This is a genomic window from Rhodopirellula islandica (assembly GCF_001027925.1).
GTDB classification, from domain to species: Bacteria; Planctomycetota; Planctomycetia; order Pirellulales; family Pirellulaceae; genus Rhodopirellula; species Rhodopirellula islandica.
In genome coordinates, this window is record NZ_LECT01000045.1 from 41,329 (window position 1) to 65,496 (window position 24,168).

Annotated in this window: 16 protein-coding genes; 9 read left to right on the forward strand and 7 right to left on the reverse strand. The window is 57.3% G+C overall.

What is annotated here, in order from left to right; translation table 11 throughout:
- The first annotated feature begins 7 nt into the window (after window positions 1–7).
- From RISK_RS23595 to RISK_RS23605, 3 genes are read left to right on the forward strand one after another with little or no spacing between them, the layout of a single operon-like run.
- Window positions 8–1,078 carry a hypothetical protein gene (locus RISK_RS23595; RefSeq protein ID WP_047816792.1) on the forward strand — a complete coding sequence of 357 codons (1,071 nt, stop codon included), beginning with the start codon at window positions 8–10 and terminating at the stop codon, window positions 1,076–1,078.
- A gap of 59 nt (window positions 1,079–1,137) precedes the next feature.
- On the forward strand, window positions 1,138–1,383 hold the full coding sequence (rpmA, locus tag RISK_RS23600) for a 50S ribosomal protein L27 (RefSeq protein ID WP_007327901.1): 246 nt from the start codon (window positions 1,138–1,140) through the stop codon (window positions 1,381–1,383).
- A gap of 25 nt (window positions 1,384–1,408) precedes the next feature.
- Window positions 1,409–3,424 (forward strand): ATP-dependent helicase, encoded by a 2,016-nt coding sequence (locus RISK_RS23605; protein WP_047816793.1) that lies wholly within the window; start codon window positions 1,409–1,411, stop codon window positions 3,422–3,424.
- Window positions 3,425–4,229: 805 nt separating this feature from the next.
- On the opposite strand, the gene RISK_RS23610 is transcribed toward RISK_RS23605, so the two are convergent.
- The 3 genes from RISK_RS23610 to RISK_RS23620 form a co-directional block, all read right to left on the reverse strand.
- The gene (locus RISK_RS23610) at window positions 4,230–5,720 is read right to left on the reverse strand and encodes a sulfatase (RefSeq protein ID WP_047816794.1); all 1,491 of its coding nucleotides are present in this window, start codon (window positions 5,718–5,720) and stop codon (window positions 4,230–4,232) included.
- Between the two features lie 65 nt (window positions 5,721–5,785).
- A complete protein-coding gene (locus RISK_RS23615) occupies window positions 5,786–6,862 on the reverse strand; it encodes an oxidoreductase family protein (RefSeq protein WP_047816795.1) in 1,077 nt (358 codons plus the stop codon).
- On the reverse strand, window positions 6,859–7,455 hold the full coding sequence (locus tag RISK_RS23620; protein WP_047816796.1) for a peroxiredoxin family protein: 597 nt from the start codon (window positions 7,453–7,455) through the stop codon (window positions 6,859–6,861). Before RISK_RS23620 ends, RISK_RS23615 begins: the two co-directional genes overlap by 4 nt.
- Window positions 7,456–7,594: 139 nt before the next feature.
- Between RISK_RS23620 and mch the strand changes: the two genes are divergently transcribed.
- Genes mch through RISK_RS23635 form a run of 3 tightly spaced genes read left to right on the forward strand, consistent with a single transcriptional unit; the run spans window position 7,595 to window position 11,329 of the window.
- Window positions 7,595–8,596 (forward strand): methenyltetrahydromethanopterin cyclohydrolase, encoded by a 1,002-nt coding sequence (gene mch / locus RISK_RS23625; RefSeq protein WP_047816797.1) that lies wholly within the window; start codon window positions 7,595–7,597, stop codon window positions 8,594–8,596.
- Window positions 8,593–9,591 (forward strand): ATP-grasp domain-containing protein, encoded by a 999-nt coding sequence (locus RISK_RS23630; RefSeq protein ID WP_047816798.1) that lies wholly within the window; start codon window positions 8,593–8,595, stop codon window positions 9,589–9,591. The genes mch and RISK_RS23630 overlap by 4 nt, the downstream gene beginning before the upstream one ends.
- Entirely contained in the window at window positions 9,584–11,329 is a 1,746-nt protein-coding gene (locus tag RISK_RS23635) for a fatty acid CoA ligase family protein (RefSeq protein WP_047816799.1), read from the forward strand. The genes RISK_RS23630 and RISK_RS23635 overlap by 8 nt, the downstream gene beginning before the upstream one ends.
- Before the next feature lie 27 nt (window positions 11,330–11,356).
- On the opposite strand, the gene RISK_RS23640 is transcribed toward RISK_RS23635, so the two are convergent.
- Together RISK_RS23640 and RISK_RS23645 are read right to left on the reverse strand one after the other, a co-directional pair.
- The gene (locus RISK_RS23640; RefSeq protein WP_236696625.1) at window positions 11,357–12,844 is read right to left on the reverse strand and encodes an anthranilate synthase component I family protein; all 1,488 of its coding nucleotides are present in this window, start codon (window positions 12,842–12,844) and stop codon (window positions 11,357–11,359) included.
- Window positions 12,845–12,961: 117 nt separating this feature from the next.
- Entirely contained in the window at window positions 12,962–15,541 is a 2,580-nt protein-coding gene (locus RISK_RS23645; protein WP_047816800.1) for an ATP-dependent Clp protease ATP-binding subunit, read from the reverse strand.
- A 363-nt stretch (window positions 15,542–15,904) separates the two neighbouring features.
- Between RISK_RS23645 and arsS the strand changes: the two genes are divergently transcribed.
- Both arsS and RISK_RS23660 read left to right on the forward strand, forming a co-directional pair.
- On the forward strand, window positions 15,905–16,948 hold the full coding sequence (gene arsS, locus RISK_RS23655; RefSeq protein WP_160311496.1) for an arsenosugar biosynthesis radical SAM (seleno)protein ArsS: 1,044 nt from the start codon (window positions 15,905–15,907) through the stop codon (window positions 16,946–16,948).
- Between the two features lie 63 nt (window positions 16,949–17,011).
- Window positions 17,012–18,100 (forward strand): methyltransferase domain-containing protein, encoded by a 1,089-nt coding sequence (locus RISK_RS23660; protein ID WP_047816807.1) that lies wholly within the window; start codon window positions 17,012–17,014, stop codon window positions 18,098–18,100.
- 21 nt (window positions 18,101–18,121) lie between these two features.
- Here the strand turns inward: RISK_RS23660 and RISK_RS23665 are convergent, their stop codons facing one another.
- On the reverse strand, window positions 18,122–20,158 hold the full coding sequence (locus RISK_RS23665) for a glycoside hydrolase family 172 protein (RefSeq protein ID WP_236696627.1): 2,037 nt from the start codon (window positions 20,156–20,158) through the stop codon (window positions 18,122–18,124).
- A gap of 646 nt (window positions 20,159–20,804) precedes the next feature.
- On the opposite strand from RISK_RS23665, the gene RISK_RS23675 reads away from it, so the two are divergent.
- Window positions 20,805–23,570: a hypothetical protein gene (locus RISK_RS23675; RefSeq protein WP_047816809.1), complete on the forward strand. Its 2,766-nt coding sequence runs from the start codon at window positions 20,805–20,807 to the stop codon at window positions 23,568–23,570.
- 414 nt (window positions 23,571–23,984) lie between these two features.
- Here RISK_RS23675 and RISK_RS33240 read toward each other — a convergent pair.
- Window positions 23,985–24,168 (reverse strand): hypothetical protein (locus tag RISK_RS33240; RefSeq protein WP_236696628.1); only part of this gene is annotated, 184 nt, incomplete at its 5' end.

Sequence of the window (24,168 nt, forward strand, 5' to 3'; positions counted from 1 at the left end):
GCTTTTCATGTTCACTTTCGCCACACGATCTCGATCTTTGGACGACCTTTCGGCAGGCTTGCCGCAAAGGCGGGGCTGGACCGGCGTGCTGGCGCAATGGACGCAAAAACCGGTCATTGCTGTTGTTTTGTGCGTATCTGCGGGCACTTTTTCGGTGACCGCCAACGCTCAGAACGCGGACCCGTCGGTTCAGGTTCAAACGGAATTCGCGCCGGGCGTGGTGACGGAGATCCCGCCCGCCCCGGATCCGAAGGAAACGTTTGACGGGCCACTGACGCTGAAGTCGATCATGGAGAGCCACCCTGAAATCGCGTGGCAGAGCGACAAGCACCCCAATGGCGAGCCACATTTCGACCCTCGTTCACGCACGCTCGAGGAAATGGCGAAGCAAGTGATTTTGCGTCGCGAAATTTTCTGCTTTGAGTTTTCGTTCAAACCGCTGCGTCAGATGTACTTGGACGTGCCACGTCCGGACGGCCGACTGCAGCGAAAGTTGGTGCACTACATGGTGTATCGCGTTCGATATCGCGGCGGTGATTTACGTCCCGCTGTCGACGACCCCGACACTCCGATTTACCAACGGATCGAATCGGTCAGCTACAGTTCCCGGCGATTCTTCCCGATGTTGGTGTTGAAGGATCACGAGAGCGACCGGAAGTATGTCGATCAGATCTTGCCTGCAGCCATGGATCGCATTGCGATTCGCGAGCAAATCACTGCACCACTGCACAATTCGGTGGACATCAGCACTGTCAAAATCCCACGCACGTCGGACAAGAATGCTCCCGGCACTTGGGGGGTCGCGACTTGGGTGGATGTGGAACCTGGATTGGATTTCTTCTCAATCGACGTGTTCGGTTTGACGAATGCATTTGAACAGGACGGTGAAGGCGACGACGCACCGTACCGCCGGAAAGCGTTGACATTGAACTTCTATCGCCCTGGCGATGGAATGGATCAAACGGAAGACCGGGTTCGCTTTGGCGTGCCTGCGTATTCGGATCCAGAAGAGCAAAAATACATGCTCGACCAATATGGGCTAGAACGACGACTTGATTACACGTGGACGTTCCGCTAATCTCTCGCCCTCTCAAATAATCTACAAACACTCCTCACTGATCAAAACGCAGAACTTCGATGGCACACAAAAAGGGTCAGGGCAGCAGCCGCAACGGTCGTGACAGCAACGCGCAACGTCGTGGTGTCAAGAAATTCGGCGGTGAAGCCGTTATCGCCGGTAACATCTTGGTTCGTCAGGTTGGAACGAAGTTCCACCCAGGTGCGGGTGTCGGCATGGGCAACGACTACACCTTGTTCGCATTGGTCGACGGCAAAGTCCGTTTTGACCGCGAAGGTCGTCGCGTCAACATTGACGTTGCCTGAATAAACCACGGCTGAATCTTCTTCCTTGAGCACGTTTGATGTTGCGGGCCTGAATCCGCCACAAGCCGAAGCGGTGCAGACTTTGTCTGGCCCGCTCCTGGTGCTCGCCGGTGCTGGCACGGGCAAGACCCGTGTGGTGACGTTTCGCATTGCGAATCTGATCAAGCACGGCGTTTCGCCTGATCGCATCTTGGCGGTCACGTTCACCAACAAAGCGGCTGGTGAAATGCAGGATCGTGTGGCCGATCTGCTGGGATATAAAAAGCAGAAGCGGAAACGCGGCCAAAAAGGGCCGCCCAAGCCCACCATCAGCACGTTTCATGCTCAGTGCGTGAAAATCCTTCGCGAGCATGCACCCGCGCTCGGCTTTCCCGCGACCTTTGCGATTTATGACCGCAGTGATCAAGAGTCACTGGCGCGAGCGATTCTGCGTGAGTTGCGGTTGCCGAACACGGCTCTGAAACCCAATGACATGCTCTCGATCATCAGTGGTTGGAAGAGCGCGTCGGTGTTTCCGGAGGAAGCGATGAGCATCGCCAGCACCGACAAGGAGCATTTCGCTGCGTCCGGCTACCGGCGTTACCAGAATGGGCTGCGTGCTCGCGGGGCCATGGACTTTGATGACTTGCTGCTGCAAACCGAGATGCTGTTCAGTGAGCACGCAGAGATTCGTGATCGTGAAGCGAGCAAGTACGACCATGTGTTGGTCGATGAGTACCAGGACACCAACGGGAGCCAGTACCGGATCACCAAGTTCCTGACCGAGGCTCACCGGAACCTGTGCGTCGTCGGCGACGATGATCAGTCGATTTACGCTTGGAGAGGTGCGGACGTGTCGCACATTCTCAGTTTCAGCAAGGATTGGCCGGACGCGAAAGTGGTTTGGCTGGAGGACAATTATCGCAGCACGGGAGCCATTTTGGAGATGGCCAACACGCTGATTGACTTCAACACGGTGCGTCACGACAAGGTGCTCAAGCCCTATCGGCCGTCCGGCAAACGCCCTCGGATCGTGCAGCACAAAGACGAGCAAGCCGAGGCAGAGACCGTCGTTCGTGAGATCAAGCACTTGATCGACAACGAGCACATTCAGCCCAAAGACATCTCGATTTTGTTTCGAACCAACGAGCAGCCTCGTCTGTTTGAGACCGAACTGCGGAAGCACGATGTGCCCTACGTGATGCTGGGCAGTCAGTCGTTCTTTGATCGTCGCGAAGTTCGTGACATCGTGGCTTATTTGAAGTGGATCAATCAGCCGGACGATGAGATTTCGTTGCTGCGAGTGATCAACACGCCCGCGCGGGGACTGAGCAACAAGTCCGTGAGGATGTTGATCGACCGCGCGGTTGCCAAGGGGATTCCGGTTTGGCAGGTGATGAATGATCCTGAGTCGGTTGCCGATTTGACTCCGGCGGCACTGCGCGGGATCGACCAACTGAAGCAGTTGTTGGGAGACGTTCAGCAGCGGCTTTCCAACGAAACCATGCGAGAAGGTTTGGAGACTTTGTTGCAGCGGACAGCGTACGCGGATGAGATCGCGCGTCTGTACGACCAGCCTGATGAGCGTGAGTCTCGGATGGCATCGATTGGTGAAGTCGCCAACGCGGTTGCCGCTTACGAAGACAAAAACGAAGAGCCTGATCTATCGGGGTTCTTGTCCGACATCGCGCTCGCCGGTCGCGAGATGGGCAGCGAAAAAGACAAGCTGGCGATGAAGAACGCGGTGTGGTTGTTGACCATGCACGCGGCCAAAGGACTGGAGTTCCCGGTCGTCTACATGGTCGGCATGGAAGATGGGATTCTGCCACACAGTCGCACGTTGAAGGGCGGGATGGACGAGGACATCGCCGAGGAGCGGCGGTTGTGTTACGTCGGCATCACTCGTGCCCAAGATCAGCTGACGATGTCGCTGGCATTGACGCGTCGTAAGTGGGGAAAGCCACGTCCGACCAAGCCGAGCATGTTCCTGTACGAGATCACCGGCCAAGCCGACAATCCGAACAAGTATCGGAAGCGAAAGCAGGGAGCGCCACGACCGTAGGGTGTGGCGCTCAAGGTAGGAAAGCCAGGGAGTGCCGACAGGTGTTCGGGGCGTGTTCCCAGTTGCCGTCGCTCCGCGACTGGTTGTCGGTATCGGGGCGTTTGAAGAACCGCGGAGCGGTGACAGTTGTTAGCCTCGGGTTTTCAACCCGAGGTCTTGGGCAACACCACCTGGCTCGGCAAGCCGCGGAGCGGCGACAGGTGGCGAGGGATGCGATGGGGGCGGATTGAAAAAGTGAAATTGTAAATTGTAAATTGTAAATTGTAAATTTCAAAATCTGGGCCGTGGAGGCGATGGCGGGGCGCGCACCGGGGGATCGTTTGGCGGGGAGCTTCGCCCCGGATGGGGCCGTCTTTCTTAGCTCGGGGTGGAAGCCCCGAGACCGATGGCGGAACACAGGCGTTCGCCCCGGACGGGGCCGGCGTCGGGCATGCCGCGCGGGTCTCGCTGACGCGTCGGGATACCATTTCGGCGGGCTCGGGAGCCTATCGTACGGGATACGAACCGGGGGGCGTTCGGTGACGAGGCGGCAAGTAACTGTCGTCGCTCCGCGACTTGGGAGTTGTGTGCCGTCGGCGTGTGACCTTGGGTTGAAACCCAAGGCTATCGGCTTTCGTCGCTCCGTGACTGGAGATTGAACCGTTTTTGTGGTGCCGCATTTTGTTGAGTTTCTGCCGCAAGCACCTCCCCCGATACTTCGTTTAGAGAGAGCTTGTTGCTGGCGGTCAACCAAACGCGTCCCCCGGAAGACGGTACCGCGTCGGGAGGGTGAAGCAGGTCGGTAGGGCTTCTCCGCCGACGGCGTTCAGTCTTGGAAGGGCTGCCAGGGTTGCTGGCCATCTTTGGGCTGCAGGAATTTTGCGTCCACCTCTTTGTACCAGCGATGAAGTTGGTCTCGCATCGCGTTCACTCTTTGAGGGTGTTGTTCAGCGAGATCGTTCAGTTCGCCGATGTCGTCCTTCAGGTTGTAGAGGTGGACTCGTCCGTCTTCGTAGCGTTCAATCAGTTTCCAATCGCCTTCGCGAATGGCTCCGCCGGGGAAGCTGCCTTGGTTGCTGTAGTGAGGGTAGTGCCAGTAGAGAGCTTGCCGGTCCAGGGATTCAGCGCCGCGAAGGAGCGGTTTGAGTGAGACACCATCGAGTTGTTGTTGCTGAGGGGCGGTTTGCCCGCAGAGGTCCAGGATCGTGGGATAGAAGTCGATGCTGCAAACAGGTTCATTGCTGGTCGTTCCTGGCTTCGTGATTCCTGGGGCGCGAATCATGAACGCCTCACGGATCCCGCCTTCGTAGACCCAGCCCTTGCCGCCTCGGAGGGGAAGGTTGGAGGTTGGCCAGCCTTCGGATGTGCTCAGTCCACCGTTGTCGGAGGTCAGGATCACGATGGTTTCTTCGGTGAGGCCGAGGTCGTCGATCTGCTGGAGGACGCGGCCGACGGCTTGATCCATCGCTTCCACCATGGCGGCGTACGTGGCGTGGCTTTGGAGTTGTCGGACGGGGCGTCCCTTCCACTCGGGTTTGCCCCACAGCTTTTCTTCTTCGCCAAAGGCCTCTTGTTCGGTCAGCCCGAGGCGTTCGGCCTTGGCTTTGTATTTCTTGACCAGTTCGGGTGGTGCCATCAGCGGCGTGTGGACGCTGTAAAACGACAGGTAGGTGAGAAACGGTTCGTCTTGGTGTTGTTCGATGAACTTGGAAGCTTCTTTGGCGAGCCGATCGGGAAGGTGTTCCCCGGTCGTGTTGTCTTCCAAGCGAGGGTTCTCAAACGGCGAGAAGTATCGCTTGCCGCTGTAGGGGCCGCCTGCGTTGTGGCCGCCTTGGTTGACGTCAAACCCTTGGTGTTCTGGCCAGTATTCCTCGGACGGGCCAAGGTGCCATTTGCCAGCGAAGAAGGTGGCGTAGCCGTTCGACTTCAGGGACTCGGCCAAGGTGACTTCTTCCAAGGGCATCCGGTTGTTCAGCGGCGCGGGATGAAACTTGCCTGGACGGGTGCCGGTGAAGAAGTTGGTCGCGTCAACGCGAGACGGGTACTTGCCCGCGAGGATGCTGTACCGGGTCGGACTGCAGACCGGGTTGGCCGCGTAGCCATCGGTGAATCGCATTCCCGATTGCGACAGTCGGTCGATGTTGGGCGTTTCGTAAAACGTGTCGGGGTTGTTGGCGCCGATGTCCATGTAGCCGAGGTCGTCGACCAAAAAGAAGACAACGTTGGGCGGCGATTTTTCTTCGGCATTGGCGAGTCGCGGCATTGTCGCGACGAGCAGCGACAGCGCGGCGATGGGAAGGAGGGATCGGGTCAACATGTCGCAGGATTCCAGTTGAGAGTCAGAAGGGGTGTGCCGCCCAGCGTCGCTTCGTTTGGTGAAGTTTAATCGTTCGGTGAAGGCGTGTGCTCGCGGCCAAGGTGTTCCAACGCCAGGTTGGTCATGCGATGGGAGTACCCGGTGAGTTTCGTGTGACCGGGGCACCAGCCTTCCAGGAACCGAACAAAGTCGGCCCAGGCGATCGGGTACAGTTTACGCCATGAATTTTCTAACGCAGTGAATTCGATTCGTTCGGTGCCGTGAGTTGACATTGCGTCCCGCAGGGAATCGAAGTAGGTCGCGAGGTAGCGAGATTCATTTCGCTCGCATTCGGATTGGCTGACGCAGCTGCTCAGGAAATAAGCGACGTCCTTCATGCCGCAGCCGCGACCGACGTATTGGAAGTCGACCATCGCAGGGGATTGGTCATGACCAGCGGCAAAGCACAGGTTGGCCACTTTCGCATCGCCGTGCACCAGCGTTTGAAACTCGCAATCGTTGAGGCACGCGTCGATCGCCGCGGCGGCCTGTTTCAATGCCCCTTCCGGCATCGTTTCGAATTCGTCAGGCCGCGTCGCCAGGTGCCAGTAGGTTCCGATCGGCCACAGGTCGTTCCACTGGTTCGCTTGGTCCCGGCGGTGCAGGAATCGAGCGTGGAAGTGTGCGAGCCATCGCAACCCTTGGTTCACGCCAACGGCGTTGAGGCTGCGATGGCGGATCGGATAGCCCGCTTGGTCCAGGTCTTCGAGAACGATGATCTGGCCCGCGGGCAACTCGGCTTGGGCCAGGCACTTTGCGACTCGGCAGGACTCGTCGCAGTGGCTGGCGTGGTGAGCGTAGAACGCCGACTCGACTTCGTACGATCGGAGTTTGCGACGGTGAGACTGCGATGTGTTCCAGCCACGCGGGTGAGCGCCACCCGGCTCGGTGGAGCTGGGCGGCGAGATTTGTTTGACGATGACACTGGTTGCCCGGGATGTGCTCGTCGAGGAGTCTGAATCGGGCCAGGTTGGTTGCTTCAGTTTGACTCGCAGGATTTGTCCATAGCCGCTCCAGAGCGTTTGAACATGCTGAACTTCGTCGATGGACGAGGCTCCTGAGATGTCTTGCAGCCAAGCGGCCGATTCGGGGGGCAAAGTCAAAATTGATCCAAGACAGTGGTCGCCGTGGTGCGACCTCGGTGAGTGCGGCTGATGTTCACGAAATCAATTTTGCCATCTTTGCCGATCACGATGGTGGTCGGGTAGGCCGTTTCTCGAGGAGCGTTCCAACGAAGTCCGTAGGCCTGGGTGAAGGAGTGGTCTGGGTCCAAGAGCATTGTGAAGGGGGCGGGCAACTTGGAGTCTTGGAGGAAGTCTTCCGCCCTGGCCTTGAGTTCCGCGGCGGGGCCGGGGTAGATCAGCAGGACTTCGATGTTTCGTTGGCGGAAGTGGCGGGCATGTTTGACCAGGTCAGCGACTTGCCCGGCACAGGCGGGACACTGACTGCCCGGAAAACCTCGCAGAACAACGACCACCACGGGGGCTTCGCCCGTGACATCGCTCAGGCTGACCTCGCCCGAACGTTTGCCAGCCACCGCCTCGAGTCGAAATTCCTTGGCCATTCGTCCGACTTCTGGCTCGGCTCTCTGCCTGTTCGGGGTGGCGTCGGTGGCGTTTGCCAATTCGCAACAGAAAACGCCGGTGGCAAGCGCAGCAACGAGCGTCATGGCTGGCAAGGTGGACTTGGGGAGCATCGTGTCGTCTCAATTGGGGGCAAAGAAATCAACGCACTTTGGCAAACACCGCTGCGTGTTCATTTTGAGCGTCGGTTCGGTGGAGCGCAAGGCTTGAGGGCCAATCGTCAATTGCTGGAGCGGGCGTTAGATTGGTGGCATGAATTCCGCTCGTTCCAATGATCCGTCCCATTCCGTATCCGATCCTGGGCTGTGCCGGATGGCTCACGGGTGTTTTGAGTCTCTCTGGGATTCCGCCTTGGAACTGAATTGCGAGGCGTCTGTGATCGCAGGGGCCCGCGTGTTGGACGCTGGGGTCGATTGCCGTGGCTCTTTGGCGGCTGGCCTGGGGCTGGCTCGGCTCTGCTTGGGTGATCTGGCGACGGTTTCCTATTCGCCCACGTCGCCCCAGGACCTGGTTGGGCTGGCTGTTTCGATTCAAACGGATCATCCGGTTCGGGCCTGCTTGGGCGGTCAGTACGCAGGGTGGCCCGTTTCAGTCGGCGACTACTTCGCGATGGCGAGTGGTCCGATGCGTTCGCTTCGCGGGAAAGAGGCGATGTTGGAGCAGCTTCAGTTGTCGCGGCCGGCAACCGGGGACGACTTTGCCGTGGGTGTTCTTGAATCAGGGACGCTGCCGGGGGAGGACGTGATTCAGGCGATGGCGGATGAATGTGGCGTGGATTCCAGTCGTCTCTGTTTGGCGGTTGCTCCGAGCACCAGCATCGCTGGCAGTGCTCAAGTGGTGTCGCGAAGCGTCGAGACGGCGTTGCACAAATTGCACGCCTTGGAATTCGACGTCGCCCGTGTGATGTCGGCTCATGGCGATGCGCCCCTGCCGCCTCCAGCAAAGCTCGGTGACACGGTGGGTGGCATTGGGCGAACCAACGATGCAATGTTGTACGGGGCCCGCGTGACGCTTTGGATCGATGCCGAGGACGATCTGATCGAGAGCGTGGCCGCGAAAATTCCTAGCGAATCCTCCGAGGATCATGGGCAGCCGTTCGCGAAAACCTTTCAGCGATACGACTACGATTTTTATCGCGTCGATCCGATGCTGTTCAGCCCCGCGGTGGTCACCATTCACTCGTTGCAAACGGGAAAATCGTGGCGTCATGGACAGCTGAACAATCGCGTTTTGCGAGAATCATTCGGGCTATGAGTCGAGCGAATGTGCTGGTTCTTGGCGGGCGTGATGCGACGTCCGGGGCATCCCGGTCTCAGCCTCTTGGCCGTGCTGCCACACTGGGTTGGCACCTGCAGGAGTTGCAGGCAGCAGCCTCGCGTCGCTCGATTCGATTGCACTTTGCGGACTACGAAACATTGAGGAGCCGTCTGCACTGCGCGGACGACACGGCGCCCACTCCAACGGGCTCAACGGCATGGTGTCAGCTGCACGACGGGACGGATTCCCGCGAGCGATCGCTGGCGGATTTCGAGGCGATCCTGACCCGCACCATGCCAGCGGGTTCAATGGAACAGATCACGTTCCGGCTAGCGGTTCTGCATGATTTCGTGCGTGGGCGAAGCGGCGTCTGCCGGACTGCCTTGGTCAATCCGCCCAGTGCGTTGGAGTTTGCAATTGATAAGTATGCGACCTTGGCTCGTGTGCAATCTCTTGGTGTTCCCACCCCGCCCACGCAGGTCGTGCAATCGCGATCGGCGGCGATGGAGGCTTTTGAAAACCTGGGTGGCGACGTGGTGATCAAGCCGATCTTTGGGGGCGAAGGTCGCGGGGTGATGCGTGTTCGCGATGCCGAGTTGGCTTGGACGGCGTTCTCAACACTCGCTCAAGTGAACGCGGTCCTGTATGTCCAGCAGTTCGTGCCGCCAGGTGGGGTGGATTTGCGAGTCTTGGTCATTGGCGATCACTCGCATGCAATCCGGCGTCGCAATGCATCCGATTTCCGGACCAACGTTCGTGGTGGCGGGCAGAGCGAACTTGTGCCGATGGAAGCGACTTGGGATCGATTGGCTCGTCAGGTCAGTGACGACTTTGGATTGAAGTTCGCTGCGATTGACTGGTTGGAAACAGAAACCGGGGAGCTTCAATTGATCGAAGTCAACGGTATCCCAGGTTGGAAGGGGGCTCAGCGGGTCGTGCAGGAATCGATCGCGGATCAAATTCTCGAAGTCTTGGTGAATGAAAATGAGTGACGGTCCATGCAGTCGAGAATCCTCACAGGTCCTGGCTGGCACAGCGGGGTCAACCGGCAATGTCGCTTCGCGCTTGAGTGCCGTCGCAAAAGTTTTGCCGGGCGGCATTGCGATTGCCGAGCCGTCGGGGCCTGCCAAGCGGGACGGTTCTGACCGCGACTACGCGTTGACGACGTTTAAAACGCTGGACGATCGCAGCACCCAGATTGCTCGCGGGTTGTTGGCTTCCGGGATCCAGCCAGGCATGCGTTTGGTGAGCTTGGTTCCGTTTGGTGCTCAGTTCATCGAGCTTGTGTTTGCGATGATGAAAGCCGGTGTGGTGGTGGTGCTGATTGATCCAGGAATGGATCGCAAGCACTTGGTCGGTTGCTTGCAGGAGGTGAACCCCGATGGCTTTTTGGGGATTCCAAAGGCGCAGGCGATTCGGGCGATCCTGCGACGCAGGTTTCCGAATGCGAAGCGCAACATCACCGTGGGGCGGCGTTGGTTTTGGGGGGGCAAAACGCTGAAGCAAATTCTGGAATTGGGTGAGCGGAATTCGGCGTTGACGCTTCCGGAGGTTCAGACGCTCGATGATGCCGCGGTGATCTTCACCACCGGCAGCACAGGGCCGCCCAAGGGTGTCGCCTACACGCATCAAACCTTTCATGCCCAGATCGATCGAATTCGAAACCGCTACGAGATTCGGCAAGGCTCACGCGACCTGGCGTGTTTCCCTCTGTTCGGTTTGTTCGATGCGGTGATGGGAGTGACGACGATCATTCCCGACATGGATCCCACTCGGCCCGCGGACGTGGACCCGAAAAAGTTGATCCAGGCGGCACGGCAGTGGGAGGTGGACCAGGCGTTTGGTTCCCCTGCACTTTGGAAGACGGTGACTCGCTGGTGCGAAGCCAATGCGGTGGGGAAGCCCTTCCCAACGCTGAAACGCGTGTTGTCCGCGGGAGCGCCTGTTCCTGCCGCGACCCTGGAATCTCTTCGGCGGTTTGTTCACGAGGATGCCCGAATTGAAACGCCTTATGGTGCGACGGAAGCGTTGCCGATTGCGTCCATCGAGTCGCGCGCCGTGATTTCAGAAACCGGGCCAGCAGCGTCCAAGGGCAAGGGCGTCTGTGTCGGTTCACGTTTTGACGGCGTGCGTTGGAAAGTGATCGAGATCAACGACGGACCCATCGCCACGATCGACGATGTCAACGAACTTCCGCGTGGCAAAATTGGAGAGTTGATCGTCAGCGGGCCAATGGTGACCAGGCGGTACGTCACTCGCGTGGATCAGAACGCCCTGCACAAAGTCCATGAGGGATCAGGCGGCTCCGAGGATCCATTTTGGCATCGGATGGGTGATGTGGGTTACTTGGACGATCAAGATCGGTTTTGGTTCTGTGGTCGCAAGGCTCATCGGATTGTCTCTTCCAAGCGAACGTTCTTCACCATTCCGTGTGAATCAGTTTTCAATGTGGATGAACAGGTCGAGAAGTGTGCGTTGGTAGGTGTCGGGAAGCCGGGGGAGCAGGAGCCGGTGCTCGTCGTTCAGCCAGTCGATCTTTCCATCAGTGGAGATTCCCGTCGAACACAAGAGCTCGAGGCGAGGCTGCGTGATCGTGCGGCTCGCAACCCACTCACGCATCGGATCGAGCGTTTTGTGATCCGTGATCAACCCTTGCCCGTCGACATTCGGCACAACAGCAAGATCTTCCGCGAAAAGCTGGCGGCAGAACTGAACGATCCCAACCAGTGAATCGTGATGGGAAGTGGTGGTGGCTCGCTATTCTTCCGTTGGGCGAATGGCACGCAGCAGGCCGGCGGCTTTGGTCCAGGTCTCCTCCAGTTCGCTTTGCGGTTCGCTGCGAGCGGTGATCCCGCCTCCGACAGCAAAGTGCCACTGCCCATCTCGCTGTGTCACGGTTCGAATCAGAATGTTGAAGTCCGCGTTGCCAGAAACGCTCACGTAACCGATGGATCCGCAGTAGGCTCCTCGCGGTTGTCTTTCGAGCCGGGCAATCGTCTTCATCGCCTCGATCTTCGGTGCTCCCGTGATGCTTCCTCCGGGAAAGCATGCGGCGAGCAGTTCGCTGATGGTGACATCATCTCGCAGTTGGCCTTCCACTGTTGATACCAGGTGCTGAACACTTTGGTAACGTTCGATTTCGCAGAGTCCTGTCACACGAACGCTGTCGTCTCGGCAGGCGATGGAAAGATCGTTTCGCATCAGGTCGACGATCATGATGTTCTCGGCACGGTCCTTGGCGCTTCCGCCGAGCACTTGAGCCAAGCGTTCGTCTTCGATCTCATCGCCGGTTCGCGGCACAGTCCCTTTGATGGGGCGGGTGACAACGTGGCGGTCTCGTATTTGGAGAAAGCCCTCGGGAGAGGAACTCAGGATCTGCTCGCTGCCGATGTCAAAGAACGCTGCGTACGGAGCTGGGTTGGATTGACGCAATCGGCTGTACAGTTCCTCTGCACTGCAGGTTGCTTCATGGGTGAGCGTCTGAGCGAGATTGACTTGGAATGAATCGCCGGCGCGGATTCGATCGATGATCTCCGTGACCGAAGCGATGTAGCGAGGTGAGTCAAAGTTGCTGCGTATGCCGGGCACCTCGGTCAGGAAGCCGGATGAAACGGATGGTTGTGAATTCTCGGTATGGCTGGCCGTGGGGGCGCATCGGGGGGAAGCGAGTCGTTCAAGGATTGCTTCGCCGCGGTGCTGGGCCCTTTGGGGATCTGTGACCAGATCCTCGTTGAGGCCGTTGCTGATCAGCGTGGCTGAGCCGGTTGAGTGGTCGACTGCGATGGTCCAGTCGTAGACTCCAATCGCCAAGCCAAGGGGAGGCTGTTCACCGAGGAATGACGGTGGCATTTGAACGCTTGGTTCGATCCACCAAGCCGCTTCGTAGGCAACCAGCCCGGCGATGCCGCCACAAAACGGTGGCAGGTCCGTGGGCCGTTCTTGCTTTGATAGTCGAAGGCACCAATCGTGATAGGTCGGCCAGGGGTCAGGGTCGGTGAGTGATGCCTGAAGCCACGCGACCGGATCGGCAGTCAAAAAGGAGTGGCGTCCTCGGTCGTGACTGTGGTCGGAGGCCGAATCGAACCAGAGTCGATGATTCATTCCGGCCAGCTTCTCAAACCAGTCTTTCAAGTCTGCGACCTGCCCGAGATGGCGAGTCCAGAGGGCGGAGTTGGGGTTGGTTTGGACGTTCGGCGAACCCAAGGGCGCGTCTGCAGGCGGATGCTTGTCGGCTGGTTGAGGCATCGCGATCGATTGGGATCGGAGATTCGCCCGTTCAGGATCGGGCGGGTGATGGCAAAAAAAATGCCTCGGCGAGTGAGGGACTCGCCGAGGCACATTCAAATTCATTCGCGAAACGAACTACGAAGCGTCCGATTTTGCTTGGTCATCGCTGCTGGCAGCAGGCACCGCTTCCTCGTCGGAGTCGCTGTCTGCCCAGCCTCGTTTTTCGCCTTCGAAGTTCAGACGTGTGATCTTGCCACTGTCGTCTTTGTGAACGTCGATGATGATCGTGTCCTTGCCTTCGAACGCACCACGCAGCAATTCTTCGCCGAGTGGATCTTCGATGCGTTGCTCGATTGCACGACGAAGTGGACGGGCACCGTAATCGAGGTTGCTGCCCTTCTTGATCAAGAACTCCTTCGCTTCGTCGCTCAAGTCGATGGCCAGGCCACGGTCGAGCAACCGTTCGCGAACCTTCGACAGTTCGAAGTCGATCACGCCCTTGAGGTCGGTCGTGGTCAGGTGACGGAAGATGATCGTGTCGTCCAAGCGGTTCAAGAACTCAGGTCGGAAGACACGTTCAATTTGGTCCATCACACGAGACTTCATCGAGTCGTAGCTCGCATCGCCATCCGGTTTTTGGAAACCGAATGCCGATTCGTTCTTGATCGCTTCCGCACCCGCGTTGGTGGTCATGATCAAGATCGTGTTTCGGAAGTCGACGTTGCGACCGAAGGAGTCGGTCAAGCGACCTTCTTCCATGACTTGCAACAGCATGTTGAAGACATCGGGGTGCGCCTTTTCGATTTCGTCGAACAGAACAACCGCGTAAGGACGGCGGCGAATCTTTTCGGTCAGCTGCCCACCTTCTTCGTAACCCACGAATCCGGGAGGGGCACCGATCAGACGGCTGACGTTGTGTTTCTCCATGTACTCGGACATGTCGATGTGCACCAAAGCGTCTGCGTCACCGAACATGTATTCAGCGAGAGCTTTGGCGAGCAACGTTTTACCGACACCGGTTGGACCGGCGAAGATGAACGAACCGGTTGGACGCTTGGGATCTTTCAAACCCGAACGACTTCGGCGAACCGCTTTGGCGACCGCTGTGACCGCTTGGCTTTGGCTGACGACGCGTTTGTGCAGTTCCTCTTCCATCTTCAGCAGACGCAACGAGTCTTCCGTTGACAGACGTGTCAATGGAATGCCGGTCATCTTGCTGACGACTTCTGCGATGATCTCTTCGTCGACGACGCCATCGGTTTGCTGACTTTTCTCACGCCATTCTTGAGTGATCTGATCTTTCTTCTTGCGAAGTTTTTCAGCTTGATCACGTAGGTTGGCGGCTTTTTCGAAGTCTTGGTTGGCAACCGCGTCTTCTTTGTCCTTGTTCAGCGTTTCGACTTGCTCGTCGATCTCTTTCAAGTCTGGTGGACGAGTCATGGTGCGAAGACGCACGCGAGCACCGGCTTCATCGATCACGTCGATGGCTTTGTCGGGCAAGCAGCGGGCGGTGATGTAGCGTTCGCTCATTTCGACGGCTGCCACGATGGCATCGTCGGTGAACTGCACCCGGTGGTGTTCTTCGTAGCGTTCTCGCAATCCCTTGAGGATTTCGATCGTCTCGGTCTTGCCGGTCGGTTCGACCATGATCTCTTGGAAACGACGGGCCAGCGCGTTGTCTTTTTCGATGTACTTGCGGTACTCGTCGAGGGTTGTCGCACCGATGCACTGGATTTCGCCCCGTGCCAAAGCTGGCTTCAGGACGTTGGCCGCGTCGATGGCGCCTTCTGCACCGCCGGCACCGACCAGGGTGTGAAGTTCATCGATGAAGAGGATCGTGTTTTTGACACGACGCACTTCGGTCATGACCGCTTTGATGCGTTCTTCGAACTGACCGCGGTACTTGGTGCCTGCCACCATCATGGCGAGGTCGAGAACGACGATGCGTTTCTCGGCCAAGATTTCAGGCACTTCGCCGCCGATGACGCGTTGGGCAAAGCCTTCGATGATGGCGGTTTTACCGACACCGGCTTCGCCCAGCAGGACGGGGTTGTTCTTAGTCCGGCGGCAGAGGATTTGGATGGCGCGTTCGATCTCTCGTTCGCGGCCAATGACTGGATCCAGTTCGCCTTTCTTAGCCAGTTCGGTCAGGTCGCGGCCGAAGCTGTCCAGGGCGGGAGTCTTGCTCTTGCCGCTCTTGCTGCTTCCACTTCCGCCACTGCTGCCTTCGCTGTCGCCACCACGGCCACCGCGTTCGCCGACTTCAGCGCCTTCGAGCCCGTGTCCGAGCAGGTTGAGCACTTCTTCGCGAACATCTTCCAGCTTCAGGCCCAAGTTCATCAGAACTTGCGCGGCGACGCCTTCTTGTTCACGCAGCAAACCCAGCAGGATGTGCTCGGTGCCCACGTAGCTGTGGTTGAGATTGCGTGCTTCTTCCATCGAGTATTCGATGACTTTTTTCGCACGTGGTGTTTGTGGCAATTTGCCGACGGTCACCATTTCGGGACCGCTTTGCACCAATTTTTCGACTTCGAGGCGGATCTTTCGCAGATCGACCTCGAGATTTTTCAACACATTGGCAGCGACACCGCTGCCCTCTTTCACCAACCCCAACAAAATGTGTTCGGTGCCGATGTATTCGTGATTGAATCGTTGAGCCTCTTGGTTAGCCAATTGCATGACTTTCCTGGCTCGGTCAGTAAACCGTTCGTACATATTCTCCGTCCCTTAGACCAGACCGACTGTCAAACTGGCGAATCTTTCGACCCGATTTGTTTCCCTACGCAAACTGTACGCCACAAGTCACCCACAAGACGACGGAAGCTATCTTCCAACGCCTCAAAAACCAATCAATTGCAGGGAAAATCGCTTCGCAAATGCTTTCTGCGAAAACGAACTTCGACGCACAACCGGCCGGTTCCCCATACCGTGCTAACGTCATCCTACCGTTTTGTCGCAACAACGGGGATAGGACTTCGTTGGCCATCTTGTACGTTGGGGCCGCTCAAATGGTTTCCATTTCGACCTTTCCGGCGTCAGTGCTCGAAGTGTGCTGTTGCCGATGACGGATCGTACGATTTGAATCGATCCTGCCGCCCAGATGAATCCTTGGAGAAAGCCCCTGTGTCGAGTTTGCTACCGATTGTGAATGAAGGTCTCCCCACCGGTGTGGTCCCAACGTTTGCATCGCGTCTGGAAGGTGGCCAGCTCTGGCGAAACCAGCTGAATCAGCTTCAAATCAATCTCGGCAAACTTTGCAATCAAACCTGCACGCACTGCCACGTGGACGCTGGTCCGACCAAGAAACGCGAAAACATGGACGACCGCACGGCGGATCGTTTGTTGGAATTGGTGGCGTCGTGCCCCGCGATCACCACCGTCGATTTGACCGGCGGCGCACCGGAGATGAATCCGAACTTCCGCCGGTTGGCGGAAGCGTTTCGGGCAGCCGGTTTGCGGGTCATCGATCGCTGCAATCTGACCATCCTGAGCGAGCCCGGCTTTGAATGGGTGGCCGATTTTTTGGCAGAGAACGAAATCGACGTGGTGGCATCGCTTCCGTGTTATCTGGAAGACAACGTCGATGGGCAACGCGGCGGCGGCGTCTTTGGACGCAGCATTGAGGGGCTGCTGAGGCTGAATGAACTCGGGTATCGGCGCGACAGCGACACGCATCGATTGGATCTGGTCTACAACCCCACCGGGCCATCGCTGCCGCCGGATCAAGCCAAGTTGGAAGCCGATTACCGACGCGAATTGTCGGCTCGATACGGGATTGAGTTTGGCAATTTGCTGACGATCACCAACATTCCCATCCGCCGATACGCTCAATTCCTGCAAAAACGGGGTTGCCTGGACGATTACCTGCGGTTGCTGTCGGAAAACTTCAACGCGAAAGCCACGGAGGAGGTGATGTGCCGGTCATTGGTGTCGGTCAGTTGGGACGGTCAGATTTACGATTGTGATTTCAATCAGATGATCGATTTGTCTCAACAACCACGCACGGTTTGGTCCATCGAATCGCTCGATGAGCTGGTTGATCAGCCGATCGCATTGGCGGACCATTGTTACGGTTGCACGGCCGGGGCCGGCAGCGGGTGTGGTGGCGCTTTGCTTCCCTGAAATGATCGCCCTTCCAAATTCTTTTTTCTCACTCTCTTCTCTTGCTGAATCGCCATGACTTCATTGAATGTGGAAGCCGCCGTCCGTGAACGTTACGCCCAAGCGGCCCATGAGCGTGAGGCCGAGCTTTGTTGCCCGGTCGACTATGACGCGAAGTACTTGAAAGTCATCCCGCAAGAAGTCATTGATCGCGACTATGGTTGCGGTGATCCATCGAAATACGTCCGCCCTGGCGAGACCGTCTTGGATTTGGGCAGCGGCGGCGGGAAAATTTGCTTCATCGCCTCGCAAGTGGTGGGTGAGCAAGGCCGTGTGATCGGTGTCGACATGAATGACGACATGCTCAAGCTGGCTCGCGAATCGCAGCCGAAGGTCGCTGCTGCGATCGGCTACGACAACGTCACGTTCCGCAAAGGCAAGATCCAAGACTTGGCGATCGATCGCGATGAGGTCCAGGCTTACTTGCAGCAGCATCCGGTGACCGACGACGCGGGACTTCGTGCGCTGGAGGCTTACTTGGCTGAGCAACGGCGGGAATCGCCCCTGATCGATGATGAAACGATCGACGTTGTGGTCAGCAACTGTGTCTTGAATCTGGTCGATGCCGATGAGAAGGAGCTGTTGTTTGACGAGATCTTCCGTGTCTTGCGACCAGGCGGTCGAGCGGTGATCAGCGACATCGTTTGTGACGAAGAGGTTCCCGAAGAGATGCAAGCGGACCCCGAATTGTGGAGCGGTTGCATCTCCGGCGCGTACAAGCAATCGGCGTTCTTGGAAGCGTTTGAAAACGCTGGTTTCGAAGACCTTCAAATCGCGGAGTTGCAGACCGAACCGTGGCGAGTGGTCGAGGGCATCGCGTTCCGATCGATGACTGTGATCGCGACGCGGACCGATGAGGAGGCGATTGAATCCGGTGCTGCATCAGCGAGCGGGTACCAACGGGTTTATCGTGGCCCATTCAAGTACGTGTGTGATGACGCCGGGCGAATGTACACGCGCGGCGAGGTCTGCACGGACGAACTCGCCGAAGCGGCTTCGCGTGAAACGATTGCCGATCATTTCGCGGTCTACTCCAGCGACAACGCCGAAAAACCTGCGGCGATTTCCTTGCCGACCGCCTCCGGTTGCTGCTCTGGCGACAGTTGTTGTTGAGCTCCGGTGAACCGTGAGTGGTTAAAATCCACCGGTGGCAGGAACCTGCGTCACGCAGTCGAGCCCAAACAAGGTTCCCAAGGAGTCTTTGTTTTGACCGGTGACTTCCGCTCGCAGGACGTAGACGCCGTCGACGGGATCGAATGTTCCCAGTGCAATTGGACCGTGAGAAGTCGGTTTTTCGCCGGAATAGAAATCGACGTTCGCAGCGGCGGGCTGGCCGTTGACTGAGAAATTCACGATCCCATAGTCACCGCTCTTGGTGGCGTGCAGCGTTAGCGTCTCGGCCGCGGAGCCCGACGCTGGAATGCGGATTTCCACGGCGTCACCAATCCGCGTGTTTTTGAACAGCACTTGGTCGTCCTGGCTCCAAGTTCCCTTGAGCTTCATTCGCTTCAGGTTCTGTGGCTTCAGGGCGATGTGCTCTGGTTTGGAGAGAACATTTTTCACGTTCACCTCCACTGAATTAGGAAACGCGTGGCCGGTGCTGGAAGTGGTTGCATTGCGTGGCGTGGATTTCGTTGTTGGGACTGGCGGAACATTCAACACCTCCTCTTGGTCCGGCGCGTGGTTTGATTTGGTGTCAGCGTCGCCGTACCAATAGACACCCACGCCGTAGCCCATGTCGCAATCCGTCCAGGACCAAACTTCCATGTCCAGTTTGAGCGAGCTGGAAAACGGCATGGTGTCGAGTGCTCGAGTGCGTGTCTCTGTGCTGAAACCTTGCGTGTTCTTTTCGTCAATCTTGGGTTTGCGGTTCAGTTGGTTGTACTGGTGGCTGAACGGTTGAGCATGAAACGGATGCTCATAAAAGTCGGTGCTGCGCCCGCCCCAGGAATAGGCGTAGTAATCTTCGGTTCCGGTGCCAAAAATCGAAGGGAACGATTCGCCGTCGATGAAAATCTTTTCGTCACCTTCTCCCCACCATCGTTCCACTGGATTCATGATCGTGAGCGTGTCGCCGACATACACGCCACGACCGTGCAAGGTGACGTAATTCCAGTCGGAGTAAGGGCGTGTCGGCACAGGGTATTGACCTCGCCAGCCAGCGTGGAAGTACATGCTGGACGAATCCCATTTCCAGTCGTCGATCGTGGCGGAAAGTTCAACGTCGACTGGATCTTTGCCCAGGTTCACGACAGATATTTTCGCGTTGTTTTGGTACGGCATCACCCATCGGCAGGTCATCGTGCCATCAGCATCCACCGTGCGATACCAACCCTGGAATGGATTCAAACCGATGCCACCGCCGAAGAAGTCGCCGATCGGACACCACACGGTTTCCTTGTTGTCAAAGCGGATCTTCAAGACGACATGCCGCGTCACGTTCGGGGCTTCGTAACTGCCTAACTTGAGCGACAACGATGTGATCGCTGCCTCCTGTGCGGGTAGCAAAACCGATTGCTCGTTTCCACCGGCGAGGGTCTCTTTCAGATTCACAACGTCACCCGACCCGGATGTGCTGGGCGATAAAAGTTTCTGACAGGTTGTGTCAATCAGCCGTTTCGCCGACTGGAAGTCGTCCATCGAGAACGTCTTCACGGCGACATCTTCCTCGTATTCCCGGTAGGTGAACTGAAAGAAAAACGGATGGTCCGACATCGTCACCTTGCAGCTTCTGGCGTACGGAATCGGGAAGAACGAAACAGCCGATCGCAGAGATTCGTGGGCGAGTGGAAACGGGATCAGTCCCTTTCCCTGAAACAAGTCGAACATGTTTCCTTCGATGGCGGGCTTCGAGGCACCATCCAGGTAAAACCGAATGACAACATCGGTTCCTGGCTGCAGCTGGTTTTTCCAAGGCACCCAAAAGCGAGTGATCGCTCCGGCGCCTTCGTCCTCCATCACCACGTACTCTTTGCGCCCCTGGTTGTCTTCTACGCGAACGTAATTCTTGTGAGTGTCGTTTGTGTTTCGATCGAAATTGTCAAACCAACCTTTGGGATCGTCGGGGGTTTTCGAAGCACGGTTGTAGCTGCTCGCCTGCTTCAGTCGGAACTCATGATGAGGGTAGCGAGCGACCTTTTCTCGGTCAGTCATCTCATGCAGAAGTGACACGAGGGTCACCGGCTCATTTGCCGAGGAATTGGTCGCGATCACAACGCCAAAAACGGCAACGATGGCAAGCTTGAATCGGAAATGCATTTTGGTCACAGGTCCTGAGTCACTCAAGATTTGAGTTGAGATGTCTTTGGGTGGGGAGAAGCGTGAACAAGAGATCGAGTCAAATCCCTGGCTCTCGCTTGCGCAGTTTGACGTTGCGAGTTTCGCCACGATCGTGGCGATACAGCCATTGCCGGGCCGGTGAAGGCCTGGTTTGAACAATGAAAGTATCCACCAAACCCAGGCGAGGTGACACCGTGCAATTTCAAGACTTGCCCGTCGGCTTGCCATTTGGATGGTCCCGCGGCAATGACAACAGGATCGACCGGGGACACTTGGCCGCCAACCCTATTCAGGCCACCCGAGTCAGTTGCGTTTCGGCCGCGACACCGCTCAGCATCGAGCGAACAGGTCGTGGGTTTCTTGGAGTTTCGATCGTCGAGGCGAGTCAGTTTTCTGGTGTGGGGGCCTGGCTTTCCCCGCCGTGGGTTTTATTGAGTTAGACTGGTTGGTCAGAGCACGGTGTTTGGCGGGTGCCGAGGTCGATCAACAGGCAACATCCCGTGCACGTTCGAACAGATTGATGGCGGGAACACTGGGTATGACAAAGTCGAAGTCACTTTCCGGCGAGAAGGCTCCCAAGAGGATCCTCTGGAAGGTCTTGTTGATCGCATTGGTGGTGAGTGCCACGGCGGTCGGGGGCGGCGGTTTCTATCTCTATCGAACGGAGCAAAACAGGTTGGCTCAGGCTGCCGCATCTTCTGCCGCCATGGCGGAGCAGATGAAGGTGCAAGCTGAGGCGATGAAGTACCGGGAACAGTATGCTCTGAGTGCACAGGATCTGAAGGCGGAAACGTTTCGGACGATGTTCGAGCGGTTTCCAATCGATGTGGCGAGTCAGCGAACCCGGCTTCGTGATGCGGTCAAGGCTCGGGCGAAGGTGGACCCTCATCTGGAAACGGCGCTGCTGGATGTCTACGACGCGCCCTTGGTTGGCGAAGATCCGCCCCTCTTTTTTGCGGACTTATGCGACGAGTTCATGGCCGACGTTGAGCTGATGTTGGAAGACTTTGTTCAACGCAATCCAGACCTCGACAACGTCGAGCAAATGACAGGCAGTCTTCGTGAGTGCTTGTATTTCGGATACCGTTCGGAACACCCGCCGAAGAAGGCGTTGGACGATGTCAAGGAATTTGAGGCGACGGGCGACCCTCTCGTTTTGCTGGCCCTTTTGAAATGCGATTTCGGGGACACGAGAGAAACAAATTTCGAACGTGTCGGCAAAGCTTCTGATCGGATTGCAGAGTCGCCGGAGTCGTTCGATCCAGTGCTTGCCGCGTTGGTGCACAGTGAATCCTTGTTGTGCCACGCCGTAGACAGGAACTCGGATGGTTATGACGCGGCGGTGCGTCGGTTTCTTGCGGCTTGGCCTGTGGCATGGCAGGAGGCTTCGAGTCGCAGTCCCAGTGTTGGCCGCGATCACGTGTGCTTGACTCGGATGCTGCAGGCGGTGGATGTCCTCAACTCCGTTGCCCAAATGGACTTTCTGGATGGATTGACATCGGCAGAACAACCGGACGTCCCCGCGTTTGTCGTGCATGCTGTGATTGGGCAGTTTTATAGAAGGGTGGCCTGGGACAATCGAGGAACGAGTTATGTTTCAGAGACTGCCCCCTCCGCAATGGAAACATTTGGAGAACTGGCCAATGTGGCGTCGACGCACATGGTGGAAGCCTACTTGCTTCGGCCTGAACTGGCCATGTTGGCCAGTGCTCCGCTGGGAATGCAAATGGCGAGTGGTAGCACGCCTTTGTCAGTGCACCACTGGTTCAGGCTGGCCTTGAGTGGGCATCTCGATCATCAACGCGCCTACGACAGCTATAGCTTTGCCTCGATGCCTCGCTGGGGAGGCAGCGAAGAGCTGCAGCAGTCAATTGCATCGAAGTGCTTGGATACTGAAACGCCGGACGGATTGGTTGCTCTGCACTCTCATCTGTTCATGCGATTCTATTTTGCGCGTCGCACATCCGATGTTTCGATGTTGGACGAGCCCGGGAATTTGATGTGGGCACGGCGTTCAGTTGACGCTTGGCGCAAGCTCAGCAATGCGAATCGAACATATCATTACGGCGAGAGAAATTTGGGGGACGCCCTGCAAATCCTGTGGGAGGCCGGGCAGTTTGACGATGTCTCAGCGTTGCTGGAAACAATCGGCCAACGCAGTCGCATCGTGAATTGGAAAACGCACAACATGGATGAGGAAGAGGTGCGTTTCATCTGTCGAATGGCCAGCGGGGCATCGTACTTTTCATGGATGCCAATTCACCAACAGCTGGTGTTCAACAGTGAAAGGTTGGACCCTGCAAAAATTGCTAGTCTGAATCCGCGGTTGGACGATTTGGAATCCATTTGGTTGGACAATCCGGATTTTATTGCGGAGCGTTTTTCTGATTTGTCCGCTGAGGCGATTGAGTCAAAGCGAGAATATGCCATGCGAATGCTGGCTCGCCGGCGAACCCAATTGAATCTCTTGGACCGTTTTCACCGCGGCGAGCAAGTCAAGTTCACGGTCAACGAACTTGCCGCCAGCTTCATCCCGGCTGGCAACCACTCACGTTTGGAGTTGCGGTCGAGTGAGAAGTGCATTGGCGAAGCGAATCAGCTTGACCTGGAGTTGAACGGAGCGGATGGGGACGAGCAAATTGGTGAGCAGAGCAACGCACCGTCTGGTTTGGAAACGGTCGAAGTCATCGCCGAGAGTGACGATCCCATGGGAGGGTATCAAATCGAAACGGATTGGTTGGACCACTCCTTTTTTCTATGGAACCAGATTCGCTATCCATTGCCGGCTCGATATGAGGTCACGGTGACTTTCATGGACGCGACGAGATCTCCGTATGGCGTTGGTTTGCTCTGCGGCCCGGATGGAAACGGGGGCCTGAGAAACGAATTGCGTGGGGCTCAAATTCGGTTCTGTCCAGGAGCCAAGTTTCTCTGTGTCAATTCGGTTCCCGAGAAAGCAATGTCATCCTCGTCTTATAAAGAATGGTCCTTGTCGAGTGAGAATATGCGAACCGCTCGCCTGCGACTGGACGTCGGCGAACGGGGGTACAAGGCTTTCTTCAATGATCACTGCTTTCACGAGTCCGAGTCGCCACTGCGGACAGACGGATTGTTTCAGGTGGGACGATGCAGCAGCCGTGTTTACACACTTCCAACTGGCCAGAAGAGTGTCTTCAACCTCTATGACTTTGAGGTTCAGAAGTTGCAGCAAGACCCTTTTGCTGAAAGCCAGGTCGATGATGGGGGATCGGATTTTTTTGAGTCGGAGGAAGGACGCTTGAACGACGCAGAGGACTTCCTTTGAGTGGTGGCGGCTGAGCGGATTCGGTTGCTGCTCCGGCGACAGTTGTTGTTGAGCGCCAGGTCGAACGCGAGCGTTTCATATCGGTTGGTGGCAGGGACCAGCGTGACGCCATCGGGCCCGAAAAAGGTCCCCCACGAATCTGCGTTTTGGCCATCCCACGCGTGCCTCGCTGACGCATCGGGTTACCATTTCGACGGGCTTGAGAGCCCATCGTGCGGGGATGCGAACCGGGGGCATTCGGGGATGAGGCGGCAAGCAACTGTCGTCGCTCCGCGACTTGGGAGTTGTGTGCCGTCGGCGTGTGACCTTGGGTTGGAAACCCAAGGCTTTCGGCTGCCGTCGCTCCGCGACTGGTCGTCGGTATCGGGGCCTTCGAACAACCGCGGAGCGGTGACAGTCGTTAGCCTCGGGTTTTCAACCCGAGGTCTTGGGCATCATCACCTGGCTCGGCAAGCCGCGGAGCGGCGACAGGTGGCGGGCGGCGACGGAAGATGGATTGAAAAAGTGAAATTGTAAATTGTAAATTTCAAAATCTGGGCCGTGGAGGCGATGGCGGGGCGCGCACCGGGGGATCGTTTGGCGGGGAGCTTCGCCCCGG

What these genes read in the sequence shown, in the direction of transcription:
- rpmA (WP_007327901.1), top strand. Translation starts at nt 1,138, where the DNA reads ATGGCACACAAAAAGGGTCAGGGCAGCAGCCGCAACGGTCGTGACAGC.
- RISK_RS23635 (WP_047816799.1), top strand. Translation starts at nt 9,584, where the DNA reads ATGAGTGACGGTCCATGCAGTCGAGAATCCTCACAGGTCCTGGCTGGC.
- RISK_RS23645 (WP_047816800.1), bottom strand. Translation starts at nt 15,541, where the DNA reads ATGTACGAACGGTTTACTGACCGAGCCAGGAAAGTCATGCAATTGGCT.
- mch (WP_047816797.1), top strand. Translation starts at nt 7,595, where the DNA reads ATGAATTCCGCTCGTTCCAATGATCCGTCCCATTCCGTATCCGATCCT.
- RISK_RS23595 (WP_047816792.1), top strand. Translation starts at nt 8, where the DNA reads ATGTTCACTTTCGCCACACGATCTCGATCTTTGGACGACCTTTCGGCA.
- RISK_RS23640 (WP_236696625.1), bottom strand. Translation starts at nt 12,844, where the DNA reads ATGCCTCAACCAGCCGACAAGCATCCGCCTGCAGACGCGCCCTTGGGT.
- RISK_RS23610 (WP_047816794.1), bottom strand. Translation starts at nt 5,720, where the DNA reads ATGTTGACCCGATCCCTCCTTCCCATCGCCGCGCTGTCGCTGCTCGTC.
- RISK_RS23620 (WP_047816796.1), bottom strand. Translation starts at nt 7,455, where the DNA reads ATGCTCCCCAAGTCCACCTTGCCAGCCATGACGCTCGTTGCTGCGCTT.
- RISK_RS23675 (WP_047816809.1), top strand. Translation starts at nt 20,805, where the DNA reads ATGACAAAGTCGAAGTCACTTTCCGGCGAGAAGGCTCCCAAGAGGATC.
- RISK_RS23630 (WP_047816798.1), top strand. Translation starts at nt 8,593, where the DNA reads ATGAGTCGAGCGAATGTGCTGGTTCTTGGCGGGCGTGATGCGACGTCC.